The organism is Rhizobium sp. 05L419 (assembly GCF_056397845.1).
The window spans coordinates 59,014-84,192 of the sequence record NZ_JBFTOF010000012.1 but is presented as its reverse complement, the minus strand read 5'-3'; the positions used below and the strand labels follow the sequence as shown (position 1 = coordinate 84,192).

General features: G+C 60.7%; 28 protein-coding genes and 1 pseudogene. 20 read left to right on the top strand and 9 right to left on the bottom strand.

Annotated elements, in window-relative coordinates:
* Positions 1-38: 38 nt before the first annotated feature.
* From AC1DMK_RS16810 to AC1DMK_RS16780, 7 genes and pseudogenes are all read left to right on the top strand, one after another.
* On the top strand, positions 39-335 hold the full coding sequence (locus AC1DMK_RS16810) for a hypothetical protein (protein ID WP_477860479.1): 297 nt from the start codon (positions 39-41) through the stop codon (positions 333-335).
* Positions 336-490: 155 nt separating this feature from the next.
* The gene (locus tag AC1DMK_RS16805; protein ID WP_037058197.1) at positions 491-943 is read left to right on the top strand and encodes a helix-turn-helix domain-containing protein; all 453 of its coding nucleotides are present in this window, start codon (positions 491-493) and stop codon (positions 941-943) included.
* A gap of 224 nt (positions 944-1,167) precedes the next feature.
* A complete protein-coding gene (locus AC1DMK_RS16800) occupies positions 1,168-1,416 on the top strand; it encodes a DUF2934 domain-containing protein (RefSeq protein WP_477860477.1) in 249 nt (82 codons plus the stop codon).
* A 298-nt stretch (positions 1,417-1,714) separates the two neighbouring features.
* A complete protein-coding gene (locus AC1DMK_RS16795; RefSeq protein WP_477860475.1) occupies positions 1,715-1,891 on the top strand; it encodes a hypothetical protein in 177 nt (58 codons plus the stop codon).
* 92 nt (positions 1,892-1,983) lie between these two features.
* A pseudogene (locus AC1DMK_RS16790) lies at positions 1,984-2,169 on the top strand (plasmid stabilization protein); the annotation flags it as partial.
* Between the two features lie 10 nt (positions 2,170-2,179).
* Complete coding sequence (locus AC1DMK_RS16785; protein ID WP_477860473.1) at positions 2,180-2,911, top strand: glutathione S-transferase; 732 nt, start codon at positions 2,180-2,182, stop codon at positions 2,909-2,911.
* 98 nt (positions 2,912-3,009) lie between these two features.
* Complete coding sequence (locus AC1DMK_RS16780) at positions 3,010-3,804, top strand: SDR family NAD(P)-dependent oxidoreductase (RefSeq protein WP_477860472.1); 795 nt, start codon at positions 3,010-3,012, stop codon at positions 3,802-3,804.
* A gap of 61 nt (positions 3,805-3,865) precedes the next feature.
* Here the strand turns inward: AC1DMK_RS16780 and pcaF are convergent, their stop codons facing one another.
* From pcaF to AC1DMK_RS16765, 3 genes are read right to left on the bottom strand one after another with little or no spacing between them, the layout of a single operon-like run.
* The gene (pcaF, locus tag AC1DMK_RS16775) at positions 3,866-5,071 is read right to left on the bottom strand and encodes a 3-oxoadipyl-CoA thiolase (protein WP_477860470.1); all 1,206 of its coding nucleotides are present in this window, start codon (positions 5,069-5,071) and stop codon (positions 3,866-3,868) included.
* Entirely contained in the window at positions 5,072-5,854 is a 783-nt protein-coding gene (locus AC1DMK_RS16770; protein ID WP_477860468.1) for a CoA-transferase subunit beta, read from the bottom strand.
* A gap of 10 nt (positions 5,855-5,864) precedes the next feature.
* A complete protein-coding gene (locus AC1DMK_RS16765; protein ID WP_477860466.1) occupies positions 5,865-6,716 on the bottom strand; it encodes a CoA transferase subunit A in 852 nt (283 codons plus the stop codon).
* A 131-nt stretch (positions 6,717-6,847) separates the two neighbouring features.
* Between AC1DMK_RS16765 and AC1DMK_RS16760 the strand changes: the two genes are divergently transcribed.
* The gene (locus AC1DMK_RS16760) at positions 6,848-7,603 is read left to right on the top strand and encodes an IclR family transcriptional regulator (protein ID WP_477860464.1); all 756 of its coding nucleotides are present in this window, start codon (positions 6,848-6,850) and stop codon (positions 7,601-7,603) included.
* Here AC1DMK_RS16760 and AC1DMK_RS16755 read toward each other — a convergent pair.
* Entirely contained in the window at positions 7,600-8,499 is a 900-nt protein-coding gene (locus tag AC1DMK_RS16755) for a helix-turn-helix domain-containing protein (protein WP_477860462.1), read from the bottom strand. The genes AC1DMK_RS16760 and AC1DMK_RS16755 overlap by 4 nt on opposite strands.
* 111 nt (positions 8,500-8,610) lie before the next feature.
* Here AC1DMK_RS16755 and pobA point away from each other — a divergent pair, with 111 nt between their 5' ends.
* Entirely contained in the window at positions 8,611-9,783 is a 1,173-nt protein-coding gene (pobA, locus tag AC1DMK_RS16750) for a 4-hydroxybenzoate 3-monooxygenase (protein WP_477860460.1), read from the top strand.
* 188 nt (positions 9,784-9,971) lie between these two features.
* Here the strand turns inward: pobA and AC1DMK_RS16745 are convergent, their stop codons facing one another.
* From AC1DMK_RS16745 to pcaQ, 3 genes are all read right to left on the bottom strand, one after another.
* Positions 9,972-11,489: an adenylate/guanylate cyclase domain-containing protein gene (locus tag AC1DMK_RS16745; protein ID WP_477860592.1), complete on the bottom strand. Its 1,518-nt coding sequence runs from the start codon at positions 11,487-11,489 to the stop codon at positions 9,972-9,974.
* Positions 11,490-11,829: 340 nt separating this feature from the next.
* Positions 11,830-12,258, bottom strand: coding sequence for a lipocalin-like domain-containing protein (locus AC1DMK_RS16740; protein WP_477860458.1), 429 nt, complete (start codon positions 12,256-12,258; stop codon positions 11,830-11,832).
* Positions 12,259-12,337: 79 nt separating this feature from the next.
* Positions 12,338-13,264, bottom strand: a complete 927-nt coding sequence (pcaQ, locus tag AC1DMK_RS16735) for a pca operon transcription factor PcaQ (protein WP_477860456.1) — start codon at positions 13,262-13,264, stop codon at positions 12,338-12,340.
* A gap of 152 nt (positions 13,265-13,416) precedes the next feature.
* On the opposite strand from pcaQ, the gene pcaD reads away from it, so the two are divergent.
* From pcaD to AC1DMK_RS16680, 11 genes are all read left to right on the top strand, one after another.
* On the top strand, positions 13,417-14,226 hold the full coding sequence (gene pcaD / locus AC1DMK_RS16730; protein ID WP_477860454.1) for a 3-oxoadipate enol-lactonase: 810 nt from the start codon (positions 13,417-13,419) through the stop codon (positions 14,224-14,226).
* A complete protein-coding gene (pcaC, locus tag AC1DMK_RS16725) occupies positions 14,223-14,627 on the top strand; it encodes a 4-carboxymuconolactone decarboxylase (RefSeq protein WP_477860452.1) in 405 nt (134 codons plus the stop codon). Before pcaD ends, pcaC begins: the two co-directional genes overlap by 4 nt.
* 10 nt (positions 14,628-14,637) lie before the next feature.
* Entirely contained in the window at positions 14,638-15,387 is a 750-nt protein-coding gene (gene pcaH / locus AC1DMK_RS16720) for a protocatechuate 3,4-dioxygenase subunit beta (RefSeq protein WP_477860450.1), read from the top strand.
* Positions 15,387-16,001: a protocatechuate 3,4-dioxygenase subunit alpha gene (pcaG, locus tag AC1DMK_RS16715; protein WP_477860448.1), complete on the top strand. Its 615-nt coding sequence runs from the start codon at positions 15,387-15,389 to the stop codon at positions 15,999-16,001. The genes pcaH and pcaG overlap by 1 nt, the downstream gene beginning before the upstream one ends.
* Positions 16,002-16,151: 150 nt before the next feature.
* Positions 16,152-17,210 carry a 3-carboxy-cis,cis-muconate cycloisomerase gene (locus AC1DMK_RS16710; RefSeq protein ID WP_477860446.1) on the top strand — a complete coding sequence of 353 codons (1,059 nt, stop codon included), beginning with the start codon at positions 16,152-16,154 and terminating at the stop codon, positions 17,208-17,210.
* 120 nt (positions 17,211-17,330) lie between these two features.
* Positions 17,331-18,503 carry an ABC transporter substrate-binding protein gene (locus AC1DMK_RS16705; RefSeq protein WP_477860444.1) on the top strand — a complete coding sequence of 391 codons (1,173 nt, stop codon included), beginning with the start codon at positions 17,331-17,333 and terminating at the stop codon, positions 18,501-18,503.
* A 195-nt stretch (positions 18,504-18,698) separates the two neighbouring features.
* A complete protein-coding gene (locus tag AC1DMK_RS16700) occupies positions 18,699-19,562 on the top strand; it encodes a branched-chain amino acid ABC transporter permease (protein ID WP_477860442.1) in 864 nt (287 codons plus the stop codon).
* 1 nt (position 19,563) lies between these two features.
* Positions 19,564-20,574: a branched-chain amino acid ABC transporter permease gene (locus AC1DMK_RS16695; protein ID WP_477860440.1), complete on the top strand. Its 1,011-nt coding sequence runs from the start codon at positions 19,564-19,566 to the stop codon at positions 20,572-20,574.
* On the top strand, positions 20,571-21,335 hold the full coding sequence (locus AC1DMK_RS16690) for an ABC transporter ATP-binding protein (protein ID WP_477860438.1): 765 nt from the start codon (positions 20,571-20,573) through the stop codon (positions 21,333-21,335). The genes AC1DMK_RS16695 and AC1DMK_RS16690 overlap by 4 nt, the downstream gene beginning before the upstream one ends.
* A complete protein-coding gene (locus AC1DMK_RS16685; RefSeq protein ID WP_477860436.1) occupies positions 21,316-22,032 on the top strand; it encodes an ABC transporter ATP-binding protein in 717 nt (238 codons plus the stop codon). Before AC1DMK_RS16690 ends, AC1DMK_RS16685 begins: the two co-directional genes overlap by 20 nt.
* Positions 22,033-22,369: 337 nt before the next feature.
* Positions 22,370-23,200: an MBL fold metallo-hydrolase gene (locus AC1DMK_RS16680; protein WP_037058162.1), complete on the top strand. Its 831-nt coding sequence runs from the start codon at positions 22,370-22,372 to the stop codon at positions 23,198-23,200.
* Here AC1DMK_RS16680 and AC1DMK_RS16675 read toward each other — a convergent pair.
* Positions 23,197-23,949, bottom strand: coding sequence for a polysaccharide deacetylase family protein (locus tag AC1DMK_RS16675; RefSeq protein WP_477860433.1), 753 nt, complete (start codon positions 23,947-23,949; stop codon positions 23,197-23,199). The two genes, AC1DMK_RS16680 and AC1DMK_RS16675, sit on opposite strands and share 4 nt — an antisense overlap.
* Positions 23,946-25,034 (bottom strand): glycosyltransferase family 4 protein, encoded by a 1,089-nt coding sequence (locus AC1DMK_RS16670; RefSeq protein ID WP_477860432.1) that lies wholly within the window; start codon positions 25,032-25,034, stop codon positions 23,946-23,948. The genes AC1DMK_RS16675 and AC1DMK_RS16670 overlap by 4 nt, the downstream gene beginning before the upstream one ends.
* Positions 25,035-25,179 lie beyond the last annotated feature (145 nt).

The window sequence follows — 25,179 nt, the reverse complement described above, 5'->3', positions numbered from 1 at the left end:
ATGCATCGGTAGAAGTCTGCCGAAGGTGTGAGGACGCCATGAACATCAAAGCTGCTACCCTGATCGGCATCGCAATGCTTGCCAGCTGCACGGCGACAAAGAACTTTTCCTCGCCCGGTCTCGATCCCATACCCGGAAGCATCATCTATCGTGGCCAGCCGCAGACGAAGCTGACGAAGTCGCCGATCGGGTCGACCTTCCCGCACGATTTCATCGACCAGTACGGACAGCAAGTAGAGGAAACCTATATGATCCAGCCTGATAGAAGCCTCAAGATCGTCCATCGCGAATATCGTCCGATACGTTTCGGAGTTCGCGGTCGAGATCGGGATTGAGACAGGATGCCGTTCACGGTTTTGTCAGAAGAAATCACTCGATCGTCAAGAACGAACAATTGAGCTTGACAATCTGCTAAGAGACACTCCCGTAGCTGGGGAGCGGTTTGCCGGAATAACCGTTTCGCCTAATTCCGGTAGATGGAACACGCAAGATGAATGCAAAGACGCCGAATGCAATTGACAGCTATGTAGGTTCGCGGGTGAGATTGCGCCGGCAACTGCTCGGGCTCAGTCAGGAAAGGCTTGCCGACCAGATAGGCGTGACATTCCAGCAAGTGCAAAAGTACGAGAAGGGCGTGAACCGCATCGGCGCCAGCCGGTTGCAGCGGATTGCCGAAGTACTGAGTACATCGCCGAGTTACTTCTTCGAGCAGGACCCCTCCGAACCGCTCTCGCTGGCTGGTCTTGATATGACGATCGCTATCGATCCGCTGGCAGAGTTCCTGCACTCGAAAGAGGGGCTCGCACTCAACAGAGCATTTATGAAGATCACTGATGCGCAGCTCCGCGAGAAGATCGTCGCCTTGGTAAAGGCGATGGCGCAATCGCAGGGCGACCGGCCGGCTGCGCCTGCTTCGCCGACTTCGACGGTGAACCCAAGCTAAATCCAACACATCAAGGATCTGTTTTTCAGAGGAGCCGAAAAATGCCGGCAGCTCGAAAATACAATGTTTCCAGGACGTTTTGTCAGGCGCGGGATCGACTGATGCTGCAATGCAAAAGAAATTTTTGCACTGTGTCAAAAAACGCTTGAAAAGCTGCGTTTCCTCTGGAACTCTACTGGTCGGTATCGCGTTACAACGAGGCAGTTTTGCACTGGAGATCGGCGATGACTGAAACTCAGCAAGAGTGGATCATGAAGCGTGCATATGCGCTTTGGGAAGAGGAAGGCCGCCCTAGCGGCCGTGATTTCGTTCATTGGGAACAGGCGAAGCGAGAGCGCGAAGCGCTGGAAGGCACGGCGGCGTCATCCGATGGCAAGGAAGTGAAGAGCCGCGCCAAACGTGCTGCCATTCCGAAGACGAATGGCGCTGCCAAGGCGAGCTCCAAGAAAATCACTGCACGAAAGTCTGCCTGAACAGGATCATTTTAGTTTAGCCACATAAAGCAGGGCGCCTTCCGACGCCCTGCTTTATGTGTCACACGCCTGCATCAATTCTCCCCTATTGCTACCCAATGCGCATGTCCGGTCGATGGCGGACCTCTGGCCTCGGGAAAATATGCGACAGCGGCAACCGGCGATGGAACAAAAGCGAATGTCGGGTGTTTTCCGCCGAAGCAGGAGAATCACCATGAGCAAAAGTTATTTTGATGCCATTCTGGTCTCTTTGATCGTCGCAGGCTTCTACATATTCATCGCTCCCGTGTGAGACACCATGTCCCTTCTGGCTTTTGCTGCGATAGCCTATTTGGCACTGGCCATCGCTTTTGTGCTGGCGATAGACAAGCTGGTCGTACTGCTGTTTCGCGAAACGCCGCCGCAGAATTCGCTACGGCACTCGGCCGTCGAAAGGATGCTCGCGATTTCGCGTCAGTATTATCGCCGCTGGTGAGCGCCATCCCCTCCCGCCCCGCTATCATTCAAGACGGAACATTTTTTATCTCGGCGAGTTGGTATGCTTTTCCACGGGGAAGGCGAACAGATATGCCCAGAGGTGACAAGTCCGCATACACGGAAAAACAGCAACGTCAGGCAGATCATATCGAGGAGAGCTACGAGGAGCGTGGCGTCTCCGCCAAAGAGGCCGATCGGCGTGCGTGGGCCACAGTGAACAAGCAAAGCGGTGGCGGCAAGAAGTCAGGCTCTGGAAGGGGCAGAACCGCGACGCATTGAGGAGACCATGACGTATAAACTCTATTACTGGGACGGCATTCAGGGGCGCGGAGAATTCGTGCGGCTGGCACTTGAGGAAGCGGGAGCGGATTATATCGATGTCACGCGCCAGGCGCAAAAAGGTGGCGGAACCGACGCGATGATGAGGATCCTGGACAGCGGGTCGCAAGCACAGATCCCGTTTGCCCCGCCCTTTCTAGAGGATGGTGATCTCGTCATTTCGCACGTCGCCAACATTCTATTCTATCTCGGCCCAAAACTTGGGCTTGCGCCCGAACAAGACAGGCTCCGCTATGTGGCAAACGGGTTGCAACTGACGATCACGGATTTTGTCGCCGAAGTGCACGACACACACCATCCCATTGCCACCTCGCTCTACTACGAAGACCAGAAGACGGAGGCAAAGGCTCGGTCGGCTGCGTTTATAAGGGACCGCATCCMGAGATTCCTCGGCTACTTCGAACGGGTGCTGCAACAGAACCCTCTCGGTGCCAGTCACATGGTGGGGAGTGCGCTCAGCTACGTCGATCTTTCCCTGTTCCAGATCCTCGAGGGTCTGACCTATGCGTTTCCAAGCGCCATGAAGGGCAACGACCGACATTATCCGGGCCTGACCGCCCTTCACGAATCCGTCCGCCGCCGGCCCAACATTGCAGCGTATCTCGGCTCGCCCCGCCGGCTTGCGTTCAATGAGGCCTGCATTTTCCGCCACTATCCGGAACTCGACGCGGCGCGCTGATTGCACCATGTCGCCTTGCGGATGGACGACGCGACCTGATAGGTTCTCGTCATTCACTCATCATTCACGCGTCAATATGACTGGAGATCGTTGCTGCCATGGCAAATCTTGCTCAAATGCTGGCCACCATCAAAATTCCGGACCTGGCAGGCAAGGCCGTCCTGATCACCGGAGCCTCGACAGGCATTGGCGCAGCGCTCGCCCGCGCCTTTGCGGCGCAGGACATGAAGGTCGCCATTCACTACAACGTGAGCCGCGAACCCGCCGAGAAGCTGGCGGACGAGATCCGGGCTGAGGGCGGGACTGTGCACCTGGTACACGGCGACGTGTCCAGGGAAGGCGAAACCGAGCGCGTCGTGGAGGAATCCGCCAAAACCTTCGGCCACCTCGACGGGCTGGTGAATAATGCAGGCGGCATGCTCGGGCGCAAGCCGACCGCAGAGTATACCGACGAGCACTATACCAAGGTGATGGATCTCAACGCTCGTTCCGTGCTTGCTGCGACGCGCGCAGCTCATCCCTGGCTGAAGAAGCAGGGGGGCTTCATCATCAACACGACATCGATTGCAGCCCGCAACGGCGGCGGCAATGGCGCGATCCTCTATGCTGCGTCGAAGGGTTTCGTATCGACCATCACGCGTGGCCACGCCAAGGAATTCGTGGCGGACCAGATCCGGGTCAATGCCGTGGCGCCCGGTGTTATCGCCACTCCATTTCACGAGCGATATACGAACGACGAGCAGATGGAACTACAGCGCAAATCAATTCCCATGGGCTTCGTGGGAACACCGGAAGATTGCGTCGGTGCCTATCTCTTCCTCGCCTCGCAGACGCTGTCCGGCTATGTTACCGGCCAGATCATCGAGGTCAACGGCGGACAACTGATGCCTTGAGGCTGCGGCAGAGCGTCCGTCCCCGATCGGCCATTTGGACGGCGCCGGCAGCTAGCGCGTTTCAAACCCGTTCCAGCGCAATCGCAATGCCCTGCCCGACGCCGATGCACATGGTGGAGAGCGAATAGCGCCCGCCGGTTTCGTGGAGTTCCAGTGCGGCCGTGCCGGTGATGCGGGCGCCCGACATTCCGAGGGGATGTCCGAGTGCGATTGCGCCGCCGTTGCGATTGACGCGGGCATCGTCGTCGGCGATGCCGAGTTCGCGCAGGACTGCCAGCCCCTGCGAAGCGAAGGCTTCGTTGAGTTCGATGACGTCGAACCGGTCCTGCGACATTCCGAGCCGTGCCATCAGCTTGCGCGATGCAGGGACCGGGCCGACGCCCATGACGCGCGGCGGCACGCCTGCTGCGGCGCCGCCGAGAACGCGGGCGATCGGCGTCAGGCCGTATTTCTTCGCAGCAGCTTCGGAAGCGATAATCAGGGCTGCTGCGCCGTCGTTGACGCCGGAAGCGTTGCCTGCAGTTACCGTGCCGCCTTCCTTTTTGAAGGGCGTGCCGAGCTTGGCGAGCGTCTCGATGGTCGTTGCGCGTGGATGCTCGTCCCTGTCGATGACGATGGGATCCCCCTTGCGCTGCGGGATCGAGACAGCGGTGATTTCCTTGCCGAGGCGGCCATTGGTCTGCGCCGCTGCTGCCTTTGCCTGACTGCGGACGGCAAACGCATCCTGATCCTGGCGGCTGACCTTGTAGTCCTCAGCGACGTTCTCGCCCGTTTCGGGCATCGAATCGACGCCGTACTGCTCCTTCATAAGCGGGTTGACGAAACGCCAGCCGATCGTCGTGTCGTAGATCTCGGCGTGTCGGGAAAAGGCGGTATCGGCCTTCGGCAGGACGAAGGGGGCGCGCGACATGCTTTCGACGCCGCCGGCGATCATGAGATCCGCTTCGCCGGCGCGGATCGCGCGGGCAGCCGCGATCACCGCATCCATGCCCGAGCCACAGAGACGGTTGATCGTGGTGCCGGGGACCGAGACCGGCAGGCCCGCCAAAAGCAGTGACATGCGCGCAATGTTGCGATTGTCCTCGCCAGCCTGATTGGCACAGCCGAAAATCACGTCGTCAACGCCCGCCCAATCGACGGAGCCGTTTCGCTCGACAAGTGCCCGCAGCGGGACAGCGCCAAGATCATCGGCGCGGACGGCCGAAAGCGAGCCGCCGAAGCGGCCGATCGGCGTGCGAATGTAATCGCAGATATAGGCCTCGGGCATTTACGCGGTCTCCTTGGCGCCCTGATGGGCCTTCTTCGTGCGCGCGTTGATATCGCGCAACGTCGCCAGCTCTATTTCGGTCGGCACCGGGGTCTCGATCACCTGATCGGCAAACTTGATCGCCCAGCCGCAGTTTTCGACGATCTGCTCGCGGCCGACGCCTTGGTGGATCGAGACCACGGTCAGCTCCTTCGTCGCCGGATCCGGCTCGAGAATGCACAAGTCGGTGATGACGCGGGTCGGACCCTTGGTCTTCATGCCGAGGCGTTCGCGGTGATTGCCGCCCTCGCCGTGGCCCATCGAGGTGACGAAGGGCAGTTTCTCGACGAAACCGCGCCGAGAGAGCGCCATGGTGATAAAGATCTGGCCGCAATTGCTGGCGATCTCCGGCGCCCCGCCGCCGCCCGGCAGACGGACCTTCGGGCGTTCGTAGGGCCCGACGACCGTCGTATTGAGGTTGGCAAACTTGTCGATCTGGGCGCCGCCAAGAAAGCCGGTAGTGACGCGACCGCCCTGTAGCCAGTAGCGGAACATCTCGGGCACCGAGACCGTGAAGAGCGCTGTGTCGCACAGTTCGCCGTCACCGATCGACAGCGGCAGGACGTCGGGCTTGGTGCCGACGGTGCCGCTTTCGTATATCAGCGTGATATCGGGCGCATGCGTCAGGCGCGCGACGTTGCAGGCGGCCGACGGCGCTCCGATGCCGACGAAACAGACGTCGTCGTTGGTGAGAGCGCGGGACGCGGCGATTGTCATCATTTCGGTTGGGGTAAAATCGCTCATGCCAGCCTCCTCATGCCGCCCGCTTCTTCGCATGCCGGGCAAAATCCTCCGGCTGCGCCATCATGACGTTTTCATCGATCCATTTCTCGAAGCTCTCGCGGTCGCGGGCAATCTCGTCCCAGGCGATGTAGAAGGCGTTCGATCGGGGATAGTAGCCCTGCGCATAGGATGGGAAGGCGCCGCCGGGCACTTCGGCAACAGCCGTCACCGCCCAGCTCGGCAACACGACAGAGTTCGGCGACGGCGGGGCGAGATCATCGACGATTTCCTCGACGGTCACGATCGAACGCCTGGCGGCGAGAACCGCCTCCTTCTGGACGCCGACGATGCCTTCCAGCAGCACGTTGCCCTTCCTGTCGGCTCGCAGTGCGTGGATGATCGTGACGTCAGGGCGGATCGCCGGAACTGCGGCGAGAACTTCACCGGTGAAGGGGCATATCACCGATTTGATGTTCGGATTTACCTTCGGCAGATCGGCGCCGATATAGCCGCGCAGCATGGCGAAGGGTAGATTGGCAGCACCCGCTTCATAGGCGTTCGCCATCGCAGCATGGCTGTGCTCTTCGATCTCCAGCGGCCGCGGCCACTGGTTTTCCACGGCGTCGCGGAAGCGATGCAATGAGCCCACGCCGGGGTTGCCGCCCCAGGAGAATTTCATGCCACGTGCAGCGCCCACGCCGATCAATTGATCGTAAAGGATGTCTGGCGTCATGCGGACGAGATACAGGTCCTTGCGGCCCTGCCTGATCACTTCGTGGCCGGCCGCATAGGGAATGAGGTGGGTGAAACCTTCCATGGCAACGGTGTCACCATCCCGGACGTTTTCCGCCACTGCTTCCTTCAAGGATACGATCTTCGCCATCTGGCCTCCCGCGATCATGCTGTCGAACGGGCGTCAATAAGCGCCTCTCTCAACCGATCGTCAAACATTTTGTGCGTTATTTGACATTTGTTCATATATCGCACATGATCGCTGATATCAGGGGAACAGGAATGCGCGAAACGGATTTCGTCAGCGGCTTCGCGAGAGGCCTGAGGGTGATCGAGGCCTTCGAGGAGACGCGACAGCGGCTTTCCATCGCCGAGGCAGCGAAGCTCACCGGCCTTGACCGCGCCACGGTGCGTCGATCGCTGCTGACGCTCGCAGAGCTCGGCTATGCCGACTATGACGGCAAGTTCTTTGCGCTGACCCCGAAGATCCTGCGGCTCGGCCACGCCTATCTGTCTGCTACGCCACTGCCGGCGCTCATTCAGCCGCATCTCGATCAGTTGTCCGAGAAGGCCGGCCAAAGCGCCTCTGCCTCTGTTCTCGACGGCACGGAGATCGTCTATATCGCCCGCGCCTCGCAGCGCCGCGTGATGTCGATCAACCTCACACCGGGAAGCCGGCTGCCCGCCTATTGCGCCTCGATGGGACGCGTGCTGCTCGCCTCCCTATCCGAAGGCGAAGCCCGCGCGATCCTTGAGAAAACCGACCTGAAGCAGAACACCCCGACGACCAAAACCGACCCTGAAGAGCTGATCGCCGAGTTCCGCAGGGTGCGCTCGCAAGGTTATGCAATCATCAATCAGGAACTGGAAATCGGCCTCTGCTCGATTGCAGTGCCGGTCGAGAACGACCGCGGCCAAACGGTTGCGGCGATCAATATCGGGGCGCCGGCAGCCCATGTCTTGGCGTCGGAGATGGCCGAGCGCTATCTGCCGCTGCTACAGGAGACCCGGAAAGCCTTGCGTCTCGTCCTGCGCTAGGCCGCGTTGAGCGCGCCGAGTTTCCCGCGTTCTGCGAGCCGCCAGCTTCGCGGCGTCTGCCCGGTCTGCCTCAGGAAGAACCGCGAGAAATAGGCCGGATCCACGAACCCCAGGCGATAGCCGATCTCCTGGGCGCTGTCCAAGGTGAAGACAAGCTCACGCTTGGCCTCGTCGATCAGCTTGCGCGCGATCAGCTCGTGCGTGCCAAGGCCGGTCGTCGCCTTCACGATCCGGTTCAGGTGGGTCGGCGAGATACCGAGTTGGTCCGCATAGTATGGTGCCGGCTTGTGGGACCGATAATGGCGCTGGATCAGGCCGTTCAGCAGTTCCATCCGTCGTTCGTTCTCATCGGAGGCCGCATTGCCCTCCCGACCGGTTGAGGATAGCCGCGCCGTCAGCTGCAACGCCGTTGTCAGATAGGCTTCGAGCAGATCCGTGCGACCGCTGCGGCGGGCCGCAAACTCGGTGCCGAGACGGCGCAGCGACTGCGCCACGTAGGCTGCATCCTCGTTCGCCATGTCGAGCGGCGTCAGATGCGGTCTTGCAAGCCACGCACCGAGGCTGCTGCGATCGCCGGGTATCGTTTTCAGGTGCGATGTCAGCACGGTGATGACGACGCCGTCGATGTCCCTGGAGAAACGGAAACMATGATCGAGCGCCGGCGGAACGGTGACGACCGAATAGGTCGGGATCATATGCCATACGCCATCGAACAGCGCCTCTCCTGAACCGCCATCAATGTACAATATCTGAAAGAAACTGTCGTGGCGGTGGGGTCGGATCTCCCAGTGATGCAGGCTACTGCGCGATGGGATCGTCTCGCAATGAAGCCAAAAGTCGGGGTTTCTGCCGACATTTTCACCATACAGCTCGTAGATCGGAACAGAGTTTGCCATCACGCGTCACCAGTTCAATGTTCGATTAGTGCAATTTCTTGAACGAAATGTCCATTGTTCAACCTGCTCCGACCCGGCAGAATCTGGCAAAAGACAAGGACGGGAGGACGTATGCGCACTCAGGTTGCGATTATCGGCTCGGGACCTTCGGGGCTCCTGCTTGGTCAATTGCTGGCGGAGGCCGGCATCGACACCGTCATCCTCGATCGGGCAGGCAAGGACTACATTCTCGGCCGCGTGCGAGCCGGCGTGCTGGAAGAAGGCACGGTGGGTCTGCTCGACAAGGCCAAGGCCGGTGCACGGATGCATGCCGAGGGATTGCCGCATGACGGCTTCTCCCTTGCGTTCGACGGGCGCGATCATCGCATTGACCTTTTCGGCCTGACCGGCGGAAAGCGCGTCATGGTCTATGGCCAGACGGAGGTAACGCATGACCTCATGGAGTGCCGCGAGACGATCGGCGCGCCCAGCATCTACGATGCAATCAACGTGCACCCTCACGATTTCGACGGACAGGCGCCCTACGTCACTTACGAGAAAGAGGGCGTCGCCCACCGCATCGACTGCGATTTCATCGCCGGATGTGACGGATTTCACGGCGCGAGCCGCAAGGCCGTGCCGGAAAAGTCGCTTCGAACCTTCGAGAAGGTCTATCCCTTCGGTTGGCTCGGCATTCTGGCCGACGTCGCGCCCGTCAGCCATGAACTGATCTATGCCAATCATCCCCGCGGCTTCGCGCTGTGTTCGATGCGCTCGGCCCACCGCAGCCGCTATTACATCCAGTGTACGCTCGATGAAAAGGTCGAGGACTGGAGCGACGCCCGCTTCTGGGACGAAGTGCGCCGCCGCCTGCCCGCCCATCACGCCGAGGCGATGAACATCGCACCGTCGTTTGAAAAGTCGATCGCGCCGCTTCGCTCATTCGTCGCCGAACCGATGCGTTTCGGCCGGCTCTTCCTTGCCGGGGACGCCGCCCACATCGTGCCGCCGACGGGCGCGAAGGGCCTCAATCTTGCCGCGAGCGACGTGCACTATCTGTCCTCCGGCCTCATCGAGCATTACCGGGACGGCTCGAATGCCGGCATAGACGCCTACTCGCAAAAAGCGCTTGCGCGCGTTTGGAAGGCAGTTCGATTTTCCTGGTGGATGACCACCATGCTGCACCGGTTCCCTGATGCCGGCGATTTCGACCAGCGCATCCAGGAAGCCGAACTGGATTACCTCACGCATTCGCGCGCCGCCTCGACCGTGCTTGCGGAGAACTATGTCGGCCTTCCGTACTAAAGCGCTGCGTGTCCGAACGGGCAATGAACGCTTCGGGATTGTGACTTGCTGTATGATCGGACGATCCGATCATACAGTGCCTTCCCTTCCGCCATCCACGGAAGGGCGCATGGGGGAGCGGCGGTGCTTATGCGTCACACCGCCGCTCGCCCACCTGAGAAATCCCCTCAGGCACTCCTAAGGCGACCTCAGGATTGACGCCGCTCCTCGATCGCCGCCATCGCTTCCTCAAGTGCTGCGCGCACGCGGGTTCGTTCGGCGGGATCGAGCTGGCTAATGTCCAGATGCAGGTCGAGACCCGAAAAATGCTCACTGAGGACACGGATGGTGCGATCGTCGCTGTGGAGCAGTCCGTTGACCGCATAGGGAATGATTTCGCGCTGGATTCCCTTCATCGTGATCGGCGGTAGCGGGCTGGCATCGACGATATCCTTGACCAAGGCATAGGTTTCGTAGCTGATGACAATCTTTCCGCCCTCGGCGATCGATTGAAGGCGGGCAGCGAGATTGGCCTCCGCCCCGATGATCGTATAGTCCATCCGGTCGTTACTGCCGAAATTCCCAACGTTGCAGTACCCGGTATTGATGCCCATTCTGACGACAAATGGCTCTTCCGTCCCGTCGCGCCGCCACTTGGCTTTCAGTTCGCCCAAGTGCCATTGCATGTCTATCGCCATCTGAAGGCAGGCCTTTGCGTCTTCGACCGCCCCTTTCGTCTCGGGGTCGCCGAAGAACACCAGCACCGCGTCGCCGATGAACTTGTCGAGCGTACCGCCGTGCTTCAGCGCGATGGCGGACATTTCCGTCAGATATTCGTTCAGCATCCCGGTCAGGGCTTCCGGCTGCAATCGTTCCGTCGTTGCGGTGAAGTCCTTGATATCCGAGAAGAAGATGGTCAGGCGCTTGCGCTCTGTCTGGATCACGACGTCCTTCTGCCCGCTGAAAATGCTCTTGTAGATCTGCGGCGACAGGTAGCGGGAGATTTTCAGGGAGATACTGGCCAGAAACTCGTTCGCCGATTCAAGTTCGTGGTTGAACCCCTGGATGAGCGCGGCTTGATGCTGCTGGATTGCAATGAGGGTGATGCCAAGGCCGGCCACGCAGAGGAAATAGAAAAGCAGGTATTTGAACGCGAAGACATTGCTCGCAAACGGCTGCTTGATGATGATCTCCTGGATGCCCCTGACGTCACCGACCTTCCAATCGGTCTTCGGACTTTCCGGGTGAGTGTTGTGACAGGCGACGCAGGTCTGGCCCATGATCACAGGTGTCACCAGCCTGAAGGTGTTCGTGAAGCCGCTGCGGCTGACCTCCGTCAGGGACCGCTTCGGATCGGCGCGAAGGGCGGCAAGAGAGGCTGCCTCGAACGCGTCGAGATCATGCGACGGTCGCCTCTTGAACGGCAGGTCGGAGACGAACCGGTAGGTGACATTCGCCTGCTGCTGTTTGATCACGTCGCCGAGTTCGAGCGAGAGCGTCGCCGGTATCGGGATCGCTCCGGGGATATGGGCATAGTCGTGCGACACCACCGTGCCGGCATTCTCGCCAGCCGCATGCGCCGCGAGCACCCGCCCGACGACGTTACTGGCGTAGTAGGAACGGATGCTGGTGATGAGCGAGCTCATGTCCTGCGCCTGCCGCTTCAAAGCCCCCTGCGAGAGACTGCTGACATCCATCCATACCGCCAGCGGCAAGCCCGCCAGCATGGCCAGGACGAGCAAGGCGATGAAGTAGCCCGCTCTTCGTGCCACCCAGCCGTGATCCGGTTCATTCCTCACGATGAACCTCCCCAGAGAGCTCGCCGGCGATGGGCTTGCGTTGGCCCACGCAGGTCGACACAGCCACGCCAGCTTTCAATCGCCCAGGTTTGCGCCAGACCGGTGGACCCATCCGAGTGATTTTTGCTGGGGTGGTATCGATGACCATGAAGCAGAGCTTCCTCACCTGAATACGCGCTTCCTGCAGGAACTGCGCCGGCGGTTCCCTTCATTTCGGCGCTGTCAGGCCAAGCTTGGAGGCAGTCTGCGTCTGGCCAGTGCGCCGGGGTTATACCTTTCGGAACTCGATGCGGTAGACGACCTCTTCTCCTGTCGTCGGATCGACGCCCGGTGCGCCGCTGATGACCAGCCTGTTGCCGTCGATGGAGAACGGCCGGATCAGATCGGCAATACCCCAGGCCGGGTTCCAGCTTGCGTCCACATGGTGCACGACCCGGCCATTTTCGAACGTGTAGGAGCCGGCATAAGCCAGCATAGTGTCGAAAAGCGCGATTTTTTCAGCGTCGCTCGGCAGCCCGTTGCCGAGGACCGGACGTTGCCGGCTCACCACGACCGCCATCATCCTGCCGTCCGGCTGGTAGGAGAGATATCCGACAGGATCAACGCCCATGGCATCGGTAGCAAGGCCGGACTTGACCGCTGTTCGCGTCCAGGAAACCATGCGCCAGGTTCCATGCAATGCGGCCGCGTTTCCCATGAGCTACCCCGTGCGCCGTTCTTCCACGAAGCTTACCACAGACAGCAGGGGCCGACCAGATCGCAGCGATGTCTGCGCGCTAAGCCTTCGCGGTCACATCCGTCGCGGCCTCCCGGATCGTCTGCATCAGGATCGAGAGAGGCATCGACGGAATGGAGTCGGTGCGCATCGTCAAACCGACAGGCCCCTTGGTCTCGCTGGTGTCGACGGGAAGCACCGCAAGCAAACCGTCGGCAATGTCTGTTGCGACGACGCCAGTCGAGATGATCCAGACTGCGTCGCTGGAGCGCACGAAGGCGCGGCCGAAGGAATCCGACACCGTCTCGATCTGGCTGGGCAGGCTGGCGACGCCGTTGGCGATCAGGAAGCTCTCCACGAACGGCCGGATGATCGAGGCTCGGGTCGGCATCAAAACGGTGTATTCGCCGAGACTAGCAAAGAGCGAGTGTTTGGTCGTGAGCAGCGGATGCCCGGCGCGGACCGCAAAGACCACTTGCTCGGAATACAGATGTTCAAAGGAGAAGCCGGCCATTTTCTCAGGTCCGGCCAGGCGGCCGACGACGAGATCGAGATCACCGACGCGGAGCTGCTCCAGAAGCACGGCATTCTCGCCGGTGACGATCTTGATCCGGCTCCAGGTCTTCTCCCGCAAGAACAGCTCCATGGCGCGCGGCATGACGCGCGTGGAAACCGTCGGCAGCGCGCCGATGCGGATCGGTGGGGCATCGCCGAAGCGCTCCTGCGAGACGGAATCGAGGCCCTGGCGCAGCGCCGTCAGAGCAGCCCCGGCATGGCGCAGGAAAACTTCGCCATAGCGGGTGATCTTGATACCGCGCCCGTCGCGCTCGAAAACCTCGACGCCAAGCACCTCTTCCAGCTCGCGGATGGTCTTGGTCACCGCCGGCTGGCTGACGTGCAGCAGCTCGGCCGCCTTCATAACGCTTTTCTGGCGTGCGACCTCGACAAACGTCTGCAGATGGCGAAACTTGACGCGGCTGTCGATCATGGATTTTCATAACCCCAGAGTTATCGAAATGCCACGAAATATCATTTTACCTAACCAGATTAAACATCCAATTTGAACCCGGGTCTGAGTACGGGCGTTTTCTTCCGTCGACGTCGATGAGGAAGCCCTGTGTGCGCAGAGGAGATCTTAGAGTGCAATTCGCCCGCATCAACGACACCACCATTCACTATCAGCTGATCGGTGGCCCTGCAGACAAGCCGGTCATCGTCTTTGCCAATTCGCTCGGAACCGATTTCCGCATCTGGCGCGACGTCATCGTCCGTCTGGCGGGTGACTACGCAATCGTGCTCTACGACAAGCGCGGCCATGGTTTGTCCGACGTCGGCCAGGTCCCCTATTCGATCGAGGACCATGCCTCCGATCTTGTGGGCCTGCTCGACCTCCTCGCCGTCAGGAACGCCTTCATCTGCGGCCTTTCCGTGGGCGGGCTGATTGCGCAATCGCTTTATCGCAGCCGCCCGGATCTGGTGCGGGGCCTGATCCTCTGCGATACCGCGCACAAGATCGGCACGGCCGACAGCTGGAACACCCGAATCGCCGCCGTCGAGACGTCGGGCATCGACAGCATCGTCGATGCGGTGATGCAGCGCTGGTTCACACCGGCCTTCCGTCGTCCCGAAAACATGGCCTATGCAGGGTATTGCAACATGCTGGCCCGCCAGCCGGTTGAGGGCTACATTGCCACCTGTGCGGCCATCCGCGATGCCGACTATACGGAGGCAGCGGGCAAGATCGCGGTTCCGACGATTTGCATTGTCGGCGATCAGGACGGTTCGACGCCTCCGGATCTGGTCAGAGCCACCGCCAAGCTCATTGCGAACGCACGTTTCGAAGTGATCCGCGATGCCGGGCATATTCCCTGCGTCGAACAACCCGAAGCCCTGACGTCGGTCATCCGCGCGTTCATCGAATTCGCCTTGCATGGAGAAGAGAGCCCATGAATGAACCCCAAGTGCCGTCCGAGCGCTACAAGCAGGGCATGGCCACCCGCCGCGCCGTCCTTGGGGACGCCCATGTCGATCGCGCCGAGGCAAGCTCGACCGATTTTGACAAGCCATTTCAGGAACTGATCACCGAGGCTGCCTGGGGGAATGTGTGGTCGCGCCCGACGCTGACGCACCGCGAACGCTCGATCGTAACGATCGCACTTCTGGCAGCACTCGGTCAGGACGACGAGGTGGCCATGCATGTACGCGCCACCGCCAATACCGGCGCATCGCGCGACGACGTCTGCGAGGCGCTGTTGCATGTGGCAATCTATGCCGGCGTTCCTGCCGCAAATCACGCCATCAAGATCGCCAAGCAGGTCTTCGAACAGATGGACGCCGACAAGGCGGCCTGAAAGGCAAACGATGTCCGATATAGCCAACCGCAAGCCTGAGAACGGGGCCTTCTTCGCGCGCGACAGAGAGTGGCATGCGCCCGCTCTGACGCCAGGGTACAAAACCTCGGTCCTGCGCGCCCCACAGCGAGCATTGCTGTCGCTCGACGGCACGATTTCTGAAATCACCGGCCCGGTCTTTGGACATGCCATGATTGGCGAGCACGACAATGACCTCATCCACAATTTCGCCAAGCCCGGCGAGAGCGCGATTGGCGAACGCATTATTGTACATGGCCGCGTTCTGGACGAGCGTGGACGCGCCATTCCTGGCGCACTCGTCGAATTCTGGCAGGCCAATGCCGGCGGGCGCTACCGCCACAAGAAAGAGACCTATCTGGCGGCGATCGACCCCAATTTCGGCGGCTGTGGCCGCGCGATTACCGACGAATGCGGCCAGTACGCCTTCCGCACCGTCAGACCCGGCGCCTATCCCTGGCCGAACGGCGTCAACGACTGGCGACCGGCCCATATTCATTTCTCGATCTTCGGTCACGGCTTTGCCCAGCGGTTGATCACGCAGATGTATTTCGAGGGAGACCCGATGATCTGGAAATGTCCGATCGTCGGCACTATCCCGGACAAGCGCGCCATCGAACAGCTGATCGCACCGCTCGATTGGGGCAACACGATCCCGATGGATGCACGTGCCTACAAGTTCGATATCGTGCTGCGCGGCCGCCGCTCGACGATGTTCGAAAACCGGCTGGAGGGGAACTGATGGTACAGGAACTCGGCTACCTCAAGGAAACGCCGTCACAGACGGCGGGACCCTATGTCCACATCGGCCTGACACCCAATTTCTGCGACATCACCGGGGTTTACGAGACCGACCTCGGTACTGAGATGGTCAACGACAAAACTGTTGGCGAGCGCATCACCGTGACCGGACGCATCTTCGACGGCGCCGGCGCCATTGTTCGCGATGCAGTGGTCGAAATCTGGCAGGCCGATAGTGCGGGCCTCTACAACAGTCCATCGGAAATGCGCGGTGCGGCCGATCCGAACTTCACCGGTTGGGGCCGGTGCGCGACGCGCACGGAGGACGGTGTCTACGTGTTCGAGACGATCAAGCCCGGCCGCGTTCCCTACAAGGACGGGCGCAGGATGGCGCCGCATATCTCGTTCTGGATCGTTGCGCGCGGCATCAATATCGGGCTGCATACCCGGATGTATTTTCCCGAAGAGACCGAGGCCAACAAGGCCGACCCGCTTCTTCTGCGTATCGAGCACCGCGAACGCGTTGTGACGGTCATTGCGGCGCGTGAAGGATCGACCTATACGTTCGATATCCGCCTGCAGGGCGATCAGGAAACGGTATTTTTGGATATCTGAGACGAGCGATTCTGGCTCGGGACTTGCGGCACCCCCTACCCTGCCCTCTCCCCGAAGGGTGGGGGGAACAGGCTTTTCTTGTCGGCTGCTTCCCCCGAGAGCCGGCGATGGAGGCCAATGAGGGGCGGCAGTGATACGGAACGAACGTTCATGACGATATCTCCCTTCGACCATCCATTCCTGTCCGGCTTGCTCGGCGACGCCGAGGTGGCATCGTATTTTACCGCCGAAGCCGACATACGGGCCATGCTGGCCTTCGAGGCGGCACTTGCCAGGGCGCAAGCAATCCACAATGTGATACCCGTCGAAGCGGCAGAGCAAATCGGTGCCGTGTGCAACGACTTCAGCCCCAATGTTCTCGCACTGAAGGCCGCCACTGCGCGAGACGGTGTGGTCGTGGCCGAGCTCGTCAGGCAACTTCGAACCACGGTCGGCAACCCGTCGTGTGAGTATGTCCACCTCGGATCGACAAGCCAGGACGTGATCGACACCAGTCTGATGTTGCGGCTGAAGGCGGTCGTATTCGTGTTTTCAATGCGCCTTTCGGGAATAGTTCACGCACTCCAGGATCTGGACACGCAATGCGGTGTTCGCCCCTTGATGGGGCGAACACGTATGCAGGCCGCCATTCCCATCAGCGTTTCCGACCGCCTTCGCGCCTGGCGCGAGCCGCTGGGCGACTATCGCGATAGGCTGACGGAGCAACGCTTCCCGGTGCAGTTCGGGGGCGCGGCCGGTACGCTCGACAAGCTTGGGGGCAAGGCGGCCGAAGTTCGCGCCCGCCTTGCCCAGGAACTCGGCCTGACCGACGCGCCGCAATGGCAGAGCCAGCGTGCGCTCATCGCCGACCTTGCGAACCTGCTTTCCCTGACATCCGGAAGCCTGGGAAAGCTCGGCCAGGATGTCGCCCTGCTGGCACAGGCCGGCGACGAAATCGCACTGGCGGGCGGCGGCGGCTCATCGGCGATGGCCGACAAGCAGAACCCGGTCGGTGCCGAGACGCTCGTCGCCCTTGCCCGCTTTAACGCCGTTCAGCTTGCAGGCGTTCATCAGTCGCTGGTACACGAGCAGGAACGCTCGGGTGCCGCGTGGACACTGGAATGGCTTATTCTGCCGCAGATGGTTATGGCTACGGCAGTTTCGCTCAGACTTGCACTTGAGCTTGTCGGGAATATCCGTTGGATCGGAACCGAAACTCATAACCTGTAAGGTATGAAATACGCCGTTTATTTCATTTTACATTACCGTTTCGAATGAGACACTATCGTAAAAGGTTCTAGCTGTGTGCTGACCGGGCGCCGGAGATGCGCCATCTTTCTGGGAGGATTTATGAAACGGTTTGTCCTGGCCGCCGTCGCGGCAATCGCTATGAGCACGGCCGCCTATGCCGAGACGATCAAGGTCGGCGTCGTCGGGCCTTTCTCGGGTCCCTTTGCCCTACAAGGTAAGAACTTCAAGGCCGGCATCGATGCCTATATGGCAATGAATGGCGACAAGGTCGGCGACAATACCGTCGAGGTTATCTACCGCGATCTGCCCGCAGCCGATCCGGCCCAATCCAAGGCGCTGGCGCAGGAACTGGTTGTGAAGGAGAAGGTACAGTATCTCGCCGGATTCTATTTCACTCCCGACGCCATGGCGGTAACGCCGATCCTCAAACAGGCGAATACGCCGCTCATCATTATGAATGCTGCCACGTCGGCCATCGTGACCAAGAGCCCGCTCGTCGTGCGTACCTCGTTCACCACGTGGCAGACATCGACCCCGATCGCCAAGGTCGCCCATGACGCCGGCGTTTCCAAGGTCATCTCGGTGGTCAGCGACTACGGCCCCGGCGTCGACGCCGAAAACGCCTTCAAGACGGCCTTCGAGAAGGAAGGCGGCCAGGTCGTCGAGGCGATCCGCATGCCGCTGTCGACCAACGACTTCAGCCCGATCATGCAACGCATCAAGGATTCCGGCGCACAGGGCGTCTTCGCCTTCCTGCCCTCCGGCCCGACCACGCTCGGCTTTGTCAAGGCTTACAACGAAAACGGCCTCAAGACCGCAGGCATCAAGTTCTTCGCTCCTGGCGATCTGACGCAGGAGTCCGACCTTCCGGCACTTGGGGAAGCTGCTCTCGGTATACGGACGACGTTCCATTATGCCGTTTCCCACGATTCGCCTGAAAACAAGGCATTCGTCGAAGCAGCCTCGAAGGCGATCGGCAACAAGGCCGAACTCTCCTTCCCCGCGGTCGGCGCGTATGACGGCATGCATGTCATCTACAAGATGATCGAAGCAACCGGCGGCAAACAGGATGCGGCAAAAGCCGTCGATGCGGTCAAGGGTCTGTCCTGGACGAGCCCGCGCGGGCCCGTCTCCATCGATCCGGAAAGCCGACACATCACGCAGAACATCTATTTGCGCGAGGTCACCAAGACCAATGACGGCACCTACTACAACAAGGAAATCCAGACCTTCGAAAAGCAGGGTGATCCCGGCCTTGCGGCTGCGAAGTAAGGAACGGCATAACGAGGCATTGTGCAGAAAGCCCCTCACCCTCCCCCTGCCTGAGTGGAGAGGGGAAGCGAGCGGCGAGCCCGGAATATCCCTTCTCTCCTCGGAGAGAGGGTGCCGGCAGGCGGATGAGGTGGCCGCGCGGCACAAAGATCCAATCGGCCGCTTCGTGAACAGGATAAGGAAAACACGAGCCTCATGCAGACTGTCTTCAGCATAGCCGTCGACGCGCTTGCCTATGGCATGGTGCTGTTCGTGATTTCGATCGGTCTCTCCGTTACCATGGGCCTGATGCGCGTCGTCAATCTGGCGCACGGCGCATTCGCGATGATTGGCGGCTATATCGCCTCCTACGCCGCGCGCGATCTCGGGCTTGGCTACGGCTTTGCCGTCGTTGCCGCCGTCATCGGAACCGTCGTCATCGCCATCCCGATTGAGCGTTTCCTCTACCGCCGCATCTATGGGGCGCCCGAGCTGACGCAGGTGCTGATGACCATCGGCATTACCTTCTGCATTATCGGCATTGCCAATTATGTCTTCGGCCCGACGCTGAAGACCATTCCACTCCCCACTGGCCTGCAGGGTTCGGCCGACCTTGGCTTCCGCACTATTCCTGTCCACCGTCTGTTTGCCATCCTGTGCGGCCTGGCCGTTGCGGGGGGCCTCTGGTATGCGATCGAACGAACCAGTTTCGGAGTGAAGCTGCGCGCGTCCGTCGACAATGCGGCCATGGCGGCAGCGCTTGGCGTTCGCACCGAGGTCGTCTACGCGCTCAGCTTTGCGGTCGCTGTCGGCCTTGCGGCTTTCGGCGGCGTAGTCGGCGCAGAGATGCTGCCGGTCGAGCCTTACTATGCGTTGCGCTACATGGTCACCTTTCTGGTCGTCGTGTCGGTCGGCGGCGCGGGCTCGATCCCCGGCGCATTGACTGCATGTCTGCTGCTCGGTGGCATCGATACGACCGGGCGCTATCTGATGCCGGAATTCGGCGAATTTTTCTTCTACCTCGCCGTCATCGCCATCATCTGGGTGTTCCCGCGCGGCCTTGCGGGAAGGGCGAAATAGGATGGCTCTTGCGATGAACACCGACGCTACGATTTCCACCTTCGCGCAGCAGCGGCGATCAGTCGTTCGCGATGCGGCCGGCGTCGCAGCGATACTGGCGCTCGCCGTCATCGGCTACCTGTTGTTTCCGGACAATCTGGCCCTGTTGACGCGCATCACCGCAGTCGCCTTGCTGGTGCTGTCGCTCGACCTCGTCACAGGCTATTGCGGTGTTGCCACGCTTGGCCATGCAGCACTCTTCGGTTCGGGCGCCTACGCAGCAGGCATTCTTTCGGCGCATTTTGGTATCAACGATCCGTTGTTGATGACGCTTGCGGGCATCGCAGGCGGAGCGACTGCCGGGTTGATTAGCGGCGCCATCATTCTGCGGGGCCATGGATTGCCGCAGCTGGTGCTGTCGATCGCGCTCATCAATCTCTTCCACGAGTTCGCCAACAAGGCGTCGAGCTGGACGGGCGGCAGCGACGGCCTTTCGGGTATCGCCCCCGATCCCGTCCTCGGCACGTTCGAGTTCGATCTCTACGGCCATACGGCCTATGTCTTCGGGATCGTCCTGCTCCTGATCGTCTTTGTACTCCTGCGCATTCTCGTGCGCTCGCCCTTCGGCATGCTGTGCCGCGGCATCAAGGAAGACCCGCTGCGCATCCGTGCCATCGGCGCCTCGCCGAAGGCGGCCCTTATCAGGATGTATGTGATTTCGGGTGCCGTCGCCGGTGTCGGTGGCGCGCTCAACGCCATCACCACGCAGGTCGTCGGCCTGGACAGCCTTTCCTTCACAATGTCGGCAGAATCACTTGTGATGCTCGTCCTCGGCGGTACCGGTTCACTGTTCGGCGCCCTCTCTGGCACGGTCATTTTCATGCTCTTCGAAGACTATGTGTCCGCGGCAAACCCCTTCCACTGGCTTACCATGGTAGGAGCGCTTCTGATCGCTGTGGTCCTGTTCGCGCCCAAAGGACTGTACGGCACGGTGGCAGACCACCTCAATCGCAGGAAGGACGCGGGCAAATGAGCGCCGTCTTCGAAGTCATAAACCTCAGAAAGTCCTTCGGTGGCCTTGCGGTTACCAGCGATGTCTCGCTGTCGATGGCGCCGGGCGACAGGGTTGCCCTGATCGGCCCGAACGGTGCGGGCAAGACAACCTTCGTCAATCTGGTTACCGGCAACCTTCATCCCGATTCCGGCGAGGTCAGGCTCGGTGGGGAAGCGGTGACGAAGATCGGCGCCAACGGCCGCGTCAAACGCGGTCTGGTTCGCTCCTTTCAGGTGACGCGGCTGTTCCAGGAGATGACGCCGGCAGAGCACGTCGGTCTTGCGATCCTGCAGCGGGAGGACCAGACGGGCCGCATGTTCGGAAACTTCCTCGCCATGCCGGGGGTAATGACGGAGATTTCCAATCTGCTTGGAACCCTCGGCCTCAGCGAACTCATGCACCGCAAGGTCAACGAAATCGCCTACGGGCAACAGCGTCTGCTCGAAATTGCCGTTGCCATGGCGTTGAAGCCGAAAGTGCTGCTACTCGACGAGCCTGCCGCCGGCGTGCCGCAGAGCGATACGGGTCGTATCGAACAGGCGCTGGCTGATCTCCCCGCCGATCTGGCCGTGCTGATGATCGAGCACGACATGGACCTCGTCTTCCGCTTCGCCAAACGCGTCGTCGTCCTCGCCGCCGGCGCCATCATCTTCGACGGTTCGCCGGCCGACGTCACAAAGGATGCCCGCGTTCGCGAGGCCTATCTTGGGAGCTATGCCAATGTCAGCCACGCCGCTTGAGGTCGAGAACCTTTCCGCGGGCTATGGCCTGACCCGGGTTCTGGAAGGCGTATCCTTTTCCGTGCCGGCTGGTGCAAGACTTGCCGTGCTCGGTCGAAATGGCATGGGCAAGACCACCTTACTTGCCACACTTGCCGGGCAGACCAAGCGCTACGGCGGAACCATCCGCATCGGGTCGGCCGACGTCACCCAGATGCCGAGCGCCGCACGTGCCCACCAGGGGCTGGGTTATGTACCGCAGGCGCGCTGCATCTTCCCGACCCTCACGGTCGAGGAGAACCTCTTCGTCGGCCTCAAGGCGCGGCCGAAATCTGCGCTCGAGGAAGCCTATGCCATGTTCCCGCGACTGAAAGAGCGTCGCCGCAATCTCGGCAGCCAGCTCTCCGGCGGCGAGCAGCAGATGTTGTCCACGGCGCGCAGCATTCTCGGCCGTCCATCGGTGCTGCTGCTCGACGAACCGCTCGAAGGGCTTGCGCCTGTCATCTGCGAGGAACTGATGGCGGCCTTTGCCGAACTCGCCAAGACAGGAGACATGACGATCCTGCTGGTCGAGCAGCGGATTCAGAGCGCTCTGGATTTTGCCGATCACGTGATTGTGCTGGAGCGCGGACGGCTGGCCTGGATGGGAACCCCCGCAGCACTTTCCGACGACCATGATGCGGTCGAGCGGTTGCTCGGCGTCGGCGGCCTGCATTGAACATGCCACCAACGATTTGACAGCGCAGCATCTCCTGCCCCCTGCGATCGGGCAGCAGGCAATTGTATTTGCGCGATCGAATTCCCATGTAATCAGGACGAAATAGAGGATTTGCCGCTCGAAGATGGCCGTGTGTCATCTCCTATTTACCGAATCCGAACCATAACCAGTTGCTTTCCGAAGCAAAACCCGGTTGCTTAGGAAAATCTACTACGCCTCGTGATAACGGGTGGATACGATACCTAGGATACAGACGGCCAATGGAATTCCACGCTTCGCTTCAGGCTCAAAGTATGATTACGCTAGCGTGGTGGGGTTGGCCCAATTTGAAGACGCGATGAGTAAAGATCTCTTTCAGGTAAAGTTCTGGGGCGTTCGCGGCAGTATTCCGGTCTCCGGCCCCGAATTCGATCGCTATGGCGGCAACACCTCCTGCATCGAAATTCGCTGCGGCGAACACCGAATGATCTTCGACGCCGGCTCCGGCGTGCGCGAAGCGGGTCTTGCCATGCTCAACGACGAGGTCAGGGACGTCGACCTGTTCTTCAGCCATTGCCACTACGACCACATCATCGGCCTGCCGTTCTTCAAAGCGATCTACTATCCTTCGATCGATCTTCGGATCTGGTCGGGACATCTCGACGGCAAGATGAGCACACGCGAGATGATCGAGCAGTTCATCAGCCCACCCTGGTTCCCGGTCAAGACCGACATCTGCCAGGCGACGATGAGCTTCCGCGATTTCCATGCCGGTCAGACGCTGGAACCGCAGCCCGGCATCAAGATCAGAACCTTCATGCTCAACCATCCTGGCGGGGCGATCGGCTACCGCGTCGAGTGGCAGGGCCGATCCGTCGCCCTCGTCTACGACATCGAGCATGTTCCCGGCGTGTACGACCCGGCGGTCCTGGAGATGATGAAGGGCGTCGATCTCGCCGTCTACGACTGCACCTACAACGAAGACGAAATGCAACGTTTCAAGGGCTTCGGTCATTCGACGTGGCAACATGGCGTCGAGCTTGCCAAGATGGCAGGCACCAAGCAATTCGCGCTCTTCCATCACGCCCCGTCGCGTACGGACGTTCAGTTGGAAGCAATGGAGAAGGAGGCGCAGGCCGTCTTCCCGAAATCGTTTGCCGCCCGCGACAATCAGGTGATCAAGCTTTAGGCTCGCAACAGGGCCCCCGCTGTCATCCAGGCGACGGCAGGGTGGTCCTGCGTTTCTTCCAGAAGCCTTAACAGAAAATCCCAGGCAGTCGCGTCGTGGACGAGATGATGCGCGAGAATACCGATCGGTTCGCGGTCACCTTCGAAGCGAGCCTGCAGCTCCGCCACAAGGGCTGCAACGAGTTCAGCATGCGGCCTTCCCGCCCTTGTTCCGTGCCAATTCATGATGTCGACATGGGTATTGAGCAACGTGATCGCACCCCCGGATTTCGCCCGGCCGTAGACGGACAGGGCGCGCAACCCCAACGCGGGAAGTTTCGCGACGAGCGCCTGGTCTATCCTGTTCCACGGCGGCACCAGCATTGGAACGAGCTTTTGCGGGTAAAGCCTCTCAAGCTTGCCGAACCCGTCGCGTAGCTCACCGAGCACGACTTCGGCCGGGCGGTGGCCTCCAAGTTCCTGTTTCTTCTCGTCAGGGGCAGCATGATTGGTATGAGACCAGCCGTGGAGCGCGACCGCCGCGTGCTGCTCTGCGAAAAGGTGATCGGCCAGGGCTTTGCCGGTCAAGGCCGGGATCACTGCAAGCGTCAGCGGCACGTGAGCGTCTCGCGTCAGCGCAAGCAGCCTATCCAGCGCGTCTGTCGGATCCACCGCATCGTCGTCGCGAAACCACAGCCGTGCCATTTGGCCTGCCGCGCTCCAGCGTTCAAGCTCCGCTCGCAGCGGCATCCAAGTCTGACCAGCCGTCATGCTACCTCTCCCGCGTATTTTTTTAGAATACAGTCCAAGGCCGACGCTGCGACCGTCAAGGACCTCTCCTCAAGGACAAAGCGGCGGGCGCGTTCACCCATTGAGGATCGTTTCGACGGGTCGGCGAGCAGGCGATCGATCGCAGCCGCATAGGCCGCGACATCGCCGTCCTGTGTCAGATAGCCTGTCAAGTTCGCCTTTACCACCTCCGGCACGCCGGCCGTATGCTGCGCCACAACGGGTAGACCGGCAGCCTGGGCCTCGAGATAGGCCAGCCCATAGGCCTCGCCGCAGCCCGGCCAGACATAAATGCCGGCGCCCGCCAGATCTCCTGGGGTGTCGGCAGCACTTCGCTCGCCGAGCCATTCAAGACGCTCGGAGCCGAAATCTGCAAACAGACGCTCGACTTCGGCGCGCACCGGACCATCTCCGACGATCGTCAACGTCCAGGGCCGATCTTCGATCAGGCGCAGGGCCGCGGCGAGCATTGCATAGCTTTGCATCTTGTCGCCGCTGCGCATCATTGCAATTGAGATCAGCCTTGTCGGCTCCGGTTTCGAGGAAACTGCCACAAACGGCGCGGTGTCGACGAAGGGGGAGAGCGAAGCGATGCGGGCCTGCGGCATGGACTGCTCGAGACCCAGCCTGTCGCGCTGGGTAAAGGCAATGTTGACAGCAGCTTCCCGCACCTGCGCGGCGACGCGTGCCTGAAACGGCGCCCAGTCGCCTCCATCGCGTTTAGGCGAATAGGAGGCCTCCGCTGTGACGCAGGGAATGTTGAACTCGGCGCAGAGGTCAGGCCCAAACAGGTCGGGGGATTTATAGTAGGGGTGATAACAGAACCAGAGCTGCGGCCTTGGTCCGCCGGCCCATCTCTGTCGCAACCGTTCCAACTCCTTACCAGCATTCTGCTGCATTTGCAGCGCGGCTTCCGGCGTTGCGGCAAAACTGCGGAACTCCGAAGCAACATCGACAGTGTGCCCTGCAAGCTCCAGCGCGCGGATCAGCAGACGCGCCATCAAGCGGTCGCCGGAGGGCACAGGATGGTAGGGAGATTTCAGCGGCGCGTAGAATGCAATCCGCATCACGGCACTCCTGCCGAGACGGACTGTTCACAACCGGCATATGGGCCCGCCAAGAGAGAATCTGCTATCGTCGGTTTCCTTGTGGTTTGCATGACGAGAATGTGACATGCGATCGCGGTCGGGGCGGCAATTTCACCTCAATTGC

Excerpts from the sequence above, each read along its gene's own strand:
- AC1DMK_RS16710 (WP_477860446.1), top strand. The coding sequence starts at position 16,152 with ATGACGATATCTCCCTTCGACCATCCATTCCTGTCCGGCTTGCTCGGC.
- pcaQ (WP_477860456.1), bottom strand. The coding sequence starts at position 13,264 with ATGATCGACAGCCGCGTCAAGTTTCGCCATCTGCAGACGTTTGTCGAG.
- pcaG (WP_477860448.1), top strand. The coding sequence starts at position 15,387 with ATGGTACAGGAACTCGGCTACCTCAAGGAAACGCCGTCACAGACGGCG.
- AC1DMK_RS16700 (WP_477860442.1), top strand. The coding sequence starts at position 18,699 with ATGCAGACTGTCTTCAGCATAGCCGTCGACGCGCTTGCCTATGGCATG.
- AC1DMK_RS16670 (WP_477860432.1), bottom strand. The coding sequence starts at position 25,034 with ATGCGGATTGCATTCTACGCGCCGCTGAAATCTCCCTACCATCCTGTG.
- AC1DMK_RS16705 (WP_477860444.1), top strand. The coding sequence starts at position 17,331 with ATGAAACGGTTTGTCCTGGCCGCCGTCGCGGCAATCGCTATGAGCACG.
- AC1DMK_RS16760 (WP_477860464.1), top strand. The coding sequence starts at position 6,848 with ATGCGCGAAACGGATTTCGTCAGCGGCTTCGCGAGAGGCCTGAGGGTG.
- AC1DMK_RS16800 (WP_477860477.1), top strand. The coding sequence starts at position 1,168 with ATGACTGAAACTCAGCAAGAGTGGATCATGAAGCGTGCATATGCGCTT.
- AC1DMK_RS16765 (WP_477860466.1), bottom strand. The coding sequence starts at position 6,716 with ATGGCGAAGATCGTATCCTTGAAGGAAGCAGTGGCGGAAAACGTCCGG.
- AC1DMK_RS16680 (WP_037058162.1), top strand. The coding sequence starts at position 22,370 with ATGAGTAAAGATCTCTTTCAGGTAAAGTTCTGGGGCGTTCGCGGCAGT.
- AC1DMK_RS16780 (WP_477860472.1), top strand. The coding sequence starts at position 3,010 with ATGGCAAATCTTGCTCAAATGCTGGCCACCATCAAAATTCCGGACCTG.
- AC1DMK_RS16685 (WP_477860436.1), top strand. The coding sequence starts at position 21,316 with ATGTCAGCCACGCCGCTTGAGGTCGAGAACCTTTCCGCGGGCTATGGC.
- AC1DMK_RS16810 (WP_477860479.1), top strand. The coding sequence starts at position 39 with ATGAACATCAAAGCTGCTACCCTGATCGGCATCGCAATGCTTGCCAGC.
- pcaF (WP_477860470.1), bottom strand. The coding sequence starts at position 5,071 with ATGCCCGAGGCCTATATCTGCGATTACATTCGCACGCCGATCGGCCGC.
- AC1DMK_RS16745 (WP_477860592.1), bottom strand. The coding sequence starts at position 11,489 with ATGCTGGCGGGCTTGCCGCTGGCGGTATGGATGGATGTCAGCAGTCTC.
- AC1DMK_RS16795 (WP_477860475.1), top strand. The coding sequence starts at position 1,715 with ATGTCCCTTCTGGCTTTTGCTGCGATAGCCTATTTGGCACTGGCCATC.
- pcaH (WP_477860450.1), top strand. The coding sequence starts at position 14,638 with ATGTCCGATATAGCCAACCGCAAGCCTGAGAACGGGGCCTTCTTCGCG.
- AC1DMK_RS16675 (WP_477860433.1), bottom strand. The coding sequence starts at position 23,949 with ATGACGGCTGGTCAGACTTGGATGCCGCTGCGAGCGGAGCTTGAACGC.
- AC1DMK_RS16695 (WP_477860440.1), top strand. The coding sequence starts at position 19,564 with ATGGCTCTTGCGATGAACACCGACGCTACGATTTCCACCTTCGCGCAG.
- pcaC (WP_477860452.1), top strand. The coding sequence starts at position 14,223 with ATGAATGAACCCCAAGTGCCGTCCGAGCGCTACAAGCAGGGCATGGCC.
- AC1DMK_RS16770 (WP_477860468.1), bottom strand. The coding sequence starts at position 5,854 with ATGAGCGATTTTACCCCAACCGAAATGATGACAATCGCCGCGTCCCGC.
- AC1DMK_RS16805 (WP_037058197.1), top strand. The coding sequence starts at position 491 with ATGAATGCAAAGACGCCGAATGCAATTGACAGCTATGTAGGTTCGCGG.
- AC1DMK_RS16690 (WP_477860438.1), top strand. The coding sequence starts at position 20,571 with ATGAGCGCCGTCTTCGAAGTCATAAACCTCAGAAAGTCCTTCGGTGGC.
- AC1DMK_RS16740 (WP_477860458.1), bottom strand. The coding sequence starts at position 12,258 with ATGGGAAACGCGGCCGCATTGCATGGAACCTGGCGCATGGTTTCCTGG.
- pobA (WP_477860460.1), top strand. The coding sequence starts at position 8,611 with ATGCGCACTCAGGTTGCGATTATCGGCTCGGGACCTTCGGGGCTCCTG.